Origin of the sequence: Burkholderia anthinoferrum (assembly GCF_002925705.1) — a bacterium.
GTDB classification, from domain to species: Bacteria; Pseudomonadota; Gammaproteobacteria; order Burkholderiales; family Burkholderiaceae; genus Burkholderia; species Burkholderia semiarida.
The window spans coordinates 19,028-27,137 of sequence record NZ_LFZP01000055.1 but is presented as its reverse complement, the minus strand read 5'-3'; the positions used below and the strand labels follow the sequence as shown (position 1 = coordinate 27,137).

The window sequence follows — 8,110 nt, the reverse complement described above, 5'->3', positions numbered from 1 at the left end:
CTGACGTCTCCCGTTCCGTTGACGTCAACATGCTACGTGAAGATAGACCAGTTAACAACGGAACAGGACACTAGGTGCCGCGGTCAATGTTTTTTTCGAGCAACACGATATCCTGATCTGCCCTGTGTATCCGCGTGTCGCCATGCCGCTCGCCGAGGTAGCGTCGAGCAATGAGCTGTTTCCACATTTCACTGCATGGTGTAATCAACTCGGCTTACCGGCGGCGAGTCTCTACGCAGGCTTAACGGATGACCAACTGCCCATTGGCGTACAGATCGTGGGAGGCCGTCACTGCGATGCGTTGGTCCTTTGGGTCAGCCATGTGCTCGAGCACGCATTGGGAAGAGCACCATTTGCGGAGATGACGCGCGCGCTGTCGGCTTCTGCCGCCGGGGTGAGGTGCAAATGACCTGAGACGACCAAGCGAATTACACCTCGTTCGCAGCACACGTAGCTGAGGCGTCATGCGGGTGACAATGACCGGCGGAACCAGCGGCAACGTCCGCGCGCATCCGAATTCATCGAGTCGACAGCACACTATGTAGGTCCAGGCGGTCCGATGATGTCGTCTCCGTGTCCGCGAACCGGTGATCGCAGCGAGCGTCAAAATTGATCGCAGATCACGACTCGTCGCGTTCGCTAAGATCCAATTCGGAATCCAGTACCAGCTTCTGCTGCAGCGCAGCGTGCACTGTGCGCAGCTGCGAATGCGCTTCGTCCATGTGCGCCGTCATGAGTTGCGCGACTGCGTCGGCATCCCGGCGTCGCGCGGCGTCCAGTATCGCGCGGTGCGCGGCAACCGTGTGCCGTCCAAATGCCTGATAGTCCTGCTGCGTCACGTTTCCCGCCACGATCACGAGCGTGTGTAGCATCTGGTTGATGATCTGGCACAGGCTGCGCAGAAACGCATTCGGATGCGCAGCAGCCAGTACATCGTGGAAATGGATATCCTCATGGCGCTGGTCGAGCGCCTCAGCGTGACGTGCCTCGAACGGCTCGCAGACGGACACACTGCGCTCGAGCGCATCGAAGTCCGCGTCGCTCAGATGGGGAACCGCGCCCGCAGCCACCATGGGTTCCAGCGTGCGGCGCACCGCATAAATGTCCTCGAGCGTGACGCTCTCGAAAAACAGATAGTTCTGCAACGACTGGAATGCTCGGGCCAGTGGCACGCGCGTAATCGTCGCCCCGCCATCCGGCCCAGTACTCAGGCTCACGAGCCCTTGTATCTCCAGCGCCTTGAGCGCATCGCGCATCGAGCCGCGGCTAACGTTGAACATCTGCTGAAGCTCAGCCTCCTTGTTCAAGCGTTTCCCCGGTCGCGCCTGCCCGTCGTTAATCCAACGCTTGATCTGCTCGGCCACTTGGTCGCCTCGCTTGATCGCGCGCGAGCCTCGTTTATCCGGCTGCGCCGGCGGCATCTTCTTTTCGGTTGTCGGTTTTCGCCCTGCCATATCGGTCACGTCCGTCGTTGGCCATTCACTGCTGTATCCCGGCGCCATTATCCGGCATCCGCGCCCGACACGGCCAGTTTTCCGGCTCCATGCAAGCCTCCCTCCCAAAGTTGGGAGTAGCCGGGATAGTGCCCAAGACCTACGCTGCAATCCGAATGCCATGCGCCGAATACCCATCACTTCCCTGCATGTCAGTCACTCGATATAGGTTGCCATCAGGAGAAATCCGTCATGTCACAGTCGGTGAAGTCGTCTCAGGTGCAATCCCCGCTTGCGACAATCCGGGCCAACCTCTCGGCCGACGGGCTGGAACTGGATCAGCTTGCGGCACGCATGCGTTTGCACGGCCCCGAAGCCGATCGGACACGGCAGATTCCAGATGCAGCGTTTGCACCCTCGGACGTACCGGCGCTGAACTTGAATCTCGTTCCAGCCGCATACGGCGGCTGCATGGACGTGCAATCACTGATGTCGCGCACAACACTGATGGAGTATCTCGGGTACGCCGACGCGGCGCTAGCACTCGCTCTGCCCGGCCCTGGCCTCGCAATGCCGCCCGTCCTCGCACTCGGCAGCAGTGAGCAACAGACCCTCTTCTTCAAACGATTTCGCAGTGATACACCGCGCTGGGGTGCCTTTGCCATTACGGAGCCCGACTGCGGCTCAGATGCAACCGCGATGCGGACCACCGCTCGCAAGACGGCACGCGGCTGGGTGCTGAACGGTACCAAGTGCTTCATCACCAACGGCGCACGCGCGGACGACGTGATCACGTTCGCCACCATCAATCGGCACGCTGGTCGTTTCGGCGTTCGAGCGTTCCACGTCGATTGCAATATCCCGGGCTTCTCTGTCGTTCGCATCGAGAAAATGGTCGGCCTGCGCGCGAGTCAGCTTGCGGTTCTCTCTTACACCGATTGCGAAGTCCCTGACGACGCGCTTCTCAGACGCGGTGACGAAAAGCCCCTCGACGACGCGTTTTCAGGCGCACAACACGCATGGGACTACTTCCGCCCGCTACTTTCCGCGATCATGATCGGCGCATGTCGACGAGTACGCGACGATCTCGAGGCCTACTTCGAAGCAGGCGGACATCCTGTGAATCAACGCCAGCGCACTGCCGATGTGAACGAGGCGCTGCTCGATATCGATCGACAAATCTCTACAGCCCAGTTGCTCTGCCGACATGCGGCGTGGAAAACCGATCAAGGAACGGCCACTTCGGTGGATGCGTCGATGGCCAAGGCGTACGCGTCTCAGGTAGCCGCCCGCATCACCCGAGCGGCGATCGATCTCGCCGGCCTCGACGGTATCGCGGCCTTTCCGTCGCTTGAGCAAAGCTATCGCGATGCAAAAGCCTTCGACATCATGGAAGGCACCGGAGACCTGCAGCGGCTCATGATTGCTCGCTCCGCACTGCGCTCGGCATCTCTTCCCTGGGAGGCCACCTCTCCCGCATCGCCCCGCTCTACAGAAGCGCACCCATCCTGAAACCGTCCGAAATTTCGCACTGGAGATCGTTCATGGCAACCCATCCCGTTTCCCCCAGCTCCACCAGCGTGTCGGAGACAGTGAAAGCTTGCTTGCTATCGGTACTTGGCAGCACCCTGAGCACCGATCTCATCGTCGACGACACCAACCTCTTCGATGTCGGCGTGGATTCGATGAATATGACGGACTTACTGCTTCAACTCGAACAGCGCTTTGGCTTCACGCTGGCCCCCGAAGATCTATCCGCCGATCTATTCCTGCGCTTCGGTAATCTCGTCTCGTTCGTCGAATCCCATGCGTCCTTCGACTGACATCACTGGCGCCGAACCACGCATTGTCGCCACGGCACGATATATGCCGCAGCACGATGTCCCGGCCGATGCACGTATCGAACCATTCATGGTTTCGGGTGGGTCCGCACGAGAGGACGTGATGCAAGCAGTGTATGCCGATACGCTGCGGTGGCGCGACAGTGGTGCCCCATTCGGCGTGGCCGGCATTCCGTTGCCGCAAGCATCACGAACTACTGATAACCGGGTCGCTGTGGAGCCCGACCAGATATTGTCCGACATGGCACTTGCCACAGTGCGAACGCTGCTTGATTCGTCGTCTCATATCGACGCGTCCACCCCCGATCAAATCATCGTATGCACAACGAGCTTCGAGCATGATCTGGCATTGTCGTGTGCCTGCCGTCTCCACAGCGAACTTGGATCAAGCCGAGCACCGCTGGCGGTCGGCCAGCTTCAAGGCGTGTCGTTCCTGATGGCGTTGGATATTGCCGTGGCGATGATGGCCGCTGACATCCGACTGAATACCGTCGTGATCGTCGCCGCTGAACGCTGGCGCCGGCCGTTCTCACGTCGGATCGATGCACTGATCGACATGGGCGACGGGGCCGCTGCCGTACTAATCGCGAGACACCCCGGACCCGGATGGTGCGTGAGTGGGCTCACCGTACGGACGCCCGGAATCCCACCTCTCGCAAGTGAGCGCGAACCCGTCTACCTATCGACGCTCACGGACGTCATTTGCGAGACGTGCGCAAGCGCAGGTGTGCAACCTGCCAATGTCGACTGGGTACTTCCGGCGCCAATCGACACTCGACTGGCTCACGAAACCAATACACGTTGCGGACTGCGGCCCGAACGGGTCTGCCACATACGTATGGACGCGTCCGGCCATTTCTGCGCTGCCGACACGCCTGCACGGCTCGACGCGCTGCTGCGGTCGATCAGCCCTAACGATGGGCAACATGCCCTCGTTTGGTCCGCCGGCTTCCAGGGACAAGCCGGTTGCGCTCTCCTTGAATTTTGTGGAGGTGGATCATGATTGCGTCGCAAGAGAATAGCTCCCTTGCGCTGTCTGGCATCGCATTCAGTCTGCCGGATCGAACTGTGGATGCGCATCGCTGGGCCCAGCGCTGTGGTCAGCCGTCGGCACGCGCGCGCGCACTGATCGAAAACGGCGTAACGCAGTTCCACGACGCGGCCGGCGAATCCCCCGTGACGCTTGCCGTCGACGCCATATCGTCCCTGCTGCGCGATACCAGAACGGCGCCTGAAACGATCGATGCGTTGGTATACACGCACACGATTCAGACCAGCGTTATCGCACCACCAGCAAGTACCGCCCAACAGATTCAGTCCCAAACAGATCTGAACCGTGCGCTGGCATTTTCAGTCACGCAGCAGCACTGCGTCTCGCCAATGGCCGCGATCCGTGTATTGCAGGCGCTCGCCATGCGGCGGCCGTCCATCCGGCGCGCGATCGTGGTCTGCGCCGATGTGATCGGATCCCACTGCGACCGACTGCGAGCCATCCAGGATCTTGCCCTCCATAGCGACGGTGCCTGTGCGCTATTACTCGAACGAGACGGTCATCGAAACGCTATTGCAGGCCTGCACGTGTACACAGACGGACGATCCTACCGTGGCACCGACGAGGATCTGCAGCCGGTTCCCGACGATCGGTACTACTGGTCTGCATTCACGACCATGCGGGCCGCCATCCAACAAGCAGGCATTACGACACGCGAGATCACGCATGTACTGCCTCATCACGCCAATCTGCCGGGCTGGTCCAGGCTGATGGCAATGCTAGCCATCCCTCATGAGCGGCTTTTCACGGTGAACTTCGCGCCAGTCGGCCACGTCTTTGGCGCCGATCCCTTCATTAACTTCCAGACCTGTTCGAACCGGGAGCCGGATGGTTGGTCGCTGCTGTTTTCGTGTGGTCTCGCTGGCTGCTTCGGTGCCATGGTGGTCCGCCACTGATCACCTAAACGATTTCCTTTCAACGCTCGACATTCGATCCGGATACCATCATGAGAAACGTCCTCGACCTCGTGCAAACAGTTGCAAACCGCACCCCAGACGCGGAAGCTCTCATCTGCGGTTCCACCCGAGTGACCTATCAGGACCTGGTTCAACGCGCGCGAGGCATGGGCAATGCGCTCTACGCGCTTGGATTCACGGCCGGCGCGCGCATTGCGATCTATCTCGACAAACGTGTCGAAACCGTCGTGTCGATGCTTGGTGCGGCTGCCGCGCAATGCGTGTTCGTTCCGATCAATCCGCTCCTCAAACCCCAACAGGTCGCTCACATCCTGCTCGACTCCGGTGCCGATTGCCTGATTACCAGCGCGCTGCGCGCGCGGGTCCTTGACGAACATGGCCTTACCGGCGTTTCCAACACAATCATCGTGGACGATGCTGGCTCATCGAGCCGACATCTCCGAACAACAACCCACGTTCAAAGCTGGCCCGAGTCCGCAAGCGGTAATCGCACGGAACGCGATAGTGAAAAGCCACTGCACTCACCGCCATGGGCCAATGTCGACACTGATCTAGCCGCCATCCTGTACACATCAGGCTCGACCGGACTGCCCAAAGGGGTGATGCTAAGCCACCGCAACCTGCTCGAGGGTGCTTGGAGCGTTGCCCATTATCTGAACCACACCTCATCCGATCGAATCCTCGCCGCCCTGCCGCTCAGTTTCGATGCTGGCCTGAGTCAGCTCACATCCACCTGGGCTACGGGGGCCACTGCCGTGCTCATCAACTATCTTGCGCCGCAAGACGTGATCGATGCCTGCGCGAGCGAACGTATTACAGCAATCACGGGCGTGCCGCCCTTATGGATGCAACTGGTCCGTGCGGCTTGGCCCGAAACGGCACGCCGGACATTGCGCTACTTCGCGAACACCGGCGGCAGGCTTCCGGCGCCTGTCTTGCAGCAACTCCGGGCATTGTTTCCGCAGGCCAAACCCTATTTGATGTATGGCCTGACCGAGGCATTTCGCTCAACTTTTCTCGATCCCTCAGAGGTGGACCACCGCCCCGATTCAATCGGAAAAGCCGTCCCTAACGCCCGGATTCTGGTCGTGCGCGATGACGGCTCGCCTTGTGGACCCGACGAAACCGGAGAACTGGTCCATATCGGAGCCTGCGTCACGCTCGGATACTGGAACGACGCGACGCGCACAGCCCAGCGCTATCGACCTTCGCCCGAACTGAAACCGGGCGGCGCACCACGAGATCGTGCGGTCTGGTCAGGTGATCTGGTACGGAGAGATGCGGAAGGATTCCTGTACTTCGTCGCGCGCAACGACGCGCAAATCAAGAGCTCCGGTTATCGCATTAGCCCTGAAGAGATCGAAGAAGTCGTTCATGACAGTGGCCTTGTCACGGAAGCGGTTGCCTTCGGCATCGCTGACGATGAACTCGGAGAAGCCGTCGTCTTGTTAGTCGTGCCGGCCGCCACGGGCTTCGATGCTCAAATGCTTCAGGTCTGGTGTGTGGAGCATCTGCCGCGCTACATGGTGCCGCATCGCATCGTGGTTCGCGAGACGGTTCCACGCAACCCCAACGGGAAATTCGATCGGGCCGCATTGCGCGCCGCCTTCTCGAGCCCTGACGCCACCGCCGAAGTGAGGCAATCATGAACGGACTGTTTGGCGAGCGCGACGGCGTCCTCACCGTCGGCGGCGTCGAGATCAGTCGTCTGGCCGATCGCGCAGGGCGCACACCGTTCTTCGCCTATGATCGGGCAACGCTCGACGAGCGAGTATGCACGCTGCGCGATACGCTGCCAGCTGGTATCGATTTACATTACTCGATCAAGGCCAACCCGATGGCCGCGGTCGTCCATCACCTCGCGCCACAGATGGACGGGTTCGACGTGGCATCGGCCAACGAGATGGCACTTGCGCTCAATGCGGGCATGCCCGCAGAACTGATCGGCTTCGCCGGCCCAGGCAAGAGCCGCGACGACTTGCGTCGCGCCGTCGCAAGCGGTGTCAACATTCACCTCGAATCGGTCACCCAGTTGCACCTCGTGACAGCACTCGGCTGGGAGCTCGGTGTGCAGCCGAAGGTCGCCATTCGAGTCAACCCGGACTTTCACGTCGATCACAGCGGCATGCGCATGGGTGGCGGGGCCACCCATTTTGGGCTCGATGCGGAGCAGGTGCCCGAGCTACTGCGCGAGCTCGATGCTAGAGAAGTGACGTTGGCCGGTTTTCACATTTTTTGGGGATCCCAGTGTCTGCACGCCCCGACCGTCATCGAGGCTCAACGGAAAAGCGCAGATCTCGTCGTGAGATTGGCCGCTGGCCGGTCGTCCGCTCCGCAATACGTGAACTTCGGAGGCGGTTTCGGCATCCCCTATTTCGCGGGGGAAACACCACTTGACCTCGCTGCGGTCGCCGATGCCATGCACGATTGGCTCGGCGTATTTCGCGGTCGTTTGCCGGACACACGCACGGTCCTGGAGCTTGGACGATATTTGGTCGGGGAAGCCGGCATCTACGTGTGCCGCATCATCGATCGCAAGGTATCCAGAGAACGAACGTTCCTGATTACCGATGGCGGCCTGCACCATCACCTGGCTGCATCCGGGAACTTCGGGCAGATCCTGCGCCGCAATTTTCCGGTCGCGATCGGGAATCGCCAGACGCAAGCCCCTACGGAGCGTTGCCACATCGTCGGATGCCTGTGCACGCCGCTTGACCGGATCGCCGATGACGCGCTGCTTCCCGAGGCATGCATTGGGGACCTTGTGGTCGTCTTCCAATCGGGCGCGTATGGGCGCTCGGCTAGCCCTGGAGACTTTCTCGGCCACCCGAATGCGATCGAGATGCTCGTCTGATCACCCTCGTTCTT

The 8,110-nt window shown here is 60.6% G+C and carries 7 protein-coding genes and 1 pseudogene; 7 read left to right on the top strand and 1 reads right to left on the bottom strand.

Annotated features, from left to right (window positions below; genetic code table 11):
* Positions 1-79: 79 nt before the first annotated feature.
* Positions 80-409: pseudogene (locus C5F75_RS26530) on the top strand (amidase family protein); the annotation flags it as partial.
* A gap of 211 nt (positions 410-620) precedes the next feature.
* Here the strand turns inward: C5F75_RS26530 and C5F75_RS26525 are convergent.
* Complete coding sequence (locus tag C5F75_RS26525; RefSeq protein ID WP_104012943.1) at positions 621-1,454, bottom strand: FadR/GntR family transcriptional regulator; 834 nt, start codon at positions 1,452-1,454, stop codon at positions 621-623.
* A 231-nt stretch (positions 1,455-1,685) separates the two neighbouring features.
* On the opposite strand from C5F75_RS26525, the gene C5F75_RS26520 reads away from it, so the two are divergent.
* The 6 genes from C5F75_RS26520 (at position 1,686) to C5F75_RS26495 (ending at position 8,096) form a co-directional block, all read left to right on the top strand.
* Positions 1,686-2,945, top strand: coding sequence for an acyl-CoA dehydrogenase family protein (locus tag C5F75_RS26520; RefSeq protein WP_104012942.1), 1,260 nt, complete (start codon positions 1,686-1,688; stop codon positions 2,943-2,945).
* 32 nt (positions 2,946-2,977) lie between these two features.
* Complete coding sequence (locus C5F75_RS26515; protein WP_104012941.1) at positions 2,978-3,256, top strand: acyl carrier protein; 279 nt, start codon at positions 2,978-2,980, stop codon at positions 3,254-3,256.
* 121 nt (positions 3,257-3,377) lie between these two features.
* Positions 3,378-4,277, top strand: coding sequence for a 3-oxoacyl-[acyl-carrier-protein] synthase III C-terminal domain-containing protein (locus C5F75_RS26510; RefSeq protein ID WP_258048598.1), 900 nt, complete (start codon positions 3,378-3,380; stop codon positions 4,275-4,277).
* Positions 4,274-5,221, top strand: coding sequence for a 3-oxoacyl-[acyl-carrier-protein] synthase III C-terminal domain-containing protein (locus tag C5F75_RS26505; protein WP_104012939.1), 948 nt, complete (start codon positions 4,274-4,276; stop codon positions 5,219-5,221). The genes C5F75_RS26510 and C5F75_RS26505 overlap by 4 nt, the downstream gene beginning before the upstream one ends.
* Positions 5,222-5,271: 50 nt before the next feature.
* On the top strand, positions 5,272-6,891 hold the full coding sequence (locus C5F75_RS26500) for an acyl-CoA ligase (AMP-forming), exosortase A system-associated (protein ID WP_104012938.1): 1,620 nt from the start codon (positions 5,272-5,274) through the stop codon (positions 6,889-6,891).
* A complete protein-coding gene (locus C5F75_RS26495; protein ID WP_104012937.1) occupies positions 6,888-8,096 on the top strand; it encodes a pyridoxal-dependent decarboxylase, exosortase A system-associated in 1,209 nt (402 codons plus the stop codon). The genes C5F75_RS26500 and C5F75_RS26495 overlap by 4 nt, the downstream gene beginning before the upstream one ends.
* Positions 8,097-8,110 lie beyond the last annotated feature (14 nt).

Bases quoted from the DNA above. Each gene is read 5' to 3' on its own strand.
- C5F75_RS26525 (WP_104012943.1), bottom strand. From the start codon at position 1,454: ATGGCAGGGCGAAAACCGACAACCGAAAAGAAGATGCCGCCGGCGCAG.
- C5F75_RS26520 (WP_104012942.1), top strand. From the start codon at position 1,686: ATGTCACAGTCGGTGAAGTCGTCTCAGGTGCAATCCCCGCTTGCGACA.
- C5F75_RS26515 (WP_104012941.1), top strand. From the start codon at position 2,978: ATGGCAACCCATCCCGTTTCCCCCAGCTCCACCAGCGTGTCGGAGACA.
- C5F75_RS26510 (WP_258048598.1), top strand. From the start codon at position 3,378: ATGCAAGCAGTGTATGCCGATACGCTGCGGTGGCGCGACAGTGGTGCC.
- C5F75_RS26505 (WP_104012939.1), top strand. From the start codon at position 4,274: ATGATTGCGTCGCAAGAGAATAGCTCCCTTGCGCTGTCTGGCATCGCA.
- C5F75_RS26500 (WP_104012938.1), top strand. From the start codon at position 5,272: ATGAGAAACGTCCTCGACCTCGTGCAAACAGTTGCAAACCGCACCCCA.
- C5F75_RS26495 (WP_104012937.1), top strand. From the start codon at position 6,888: ATGAACGGACTGTTTGGCGAGCGCGACGGCGTCCTCACCGTCGGCGGC.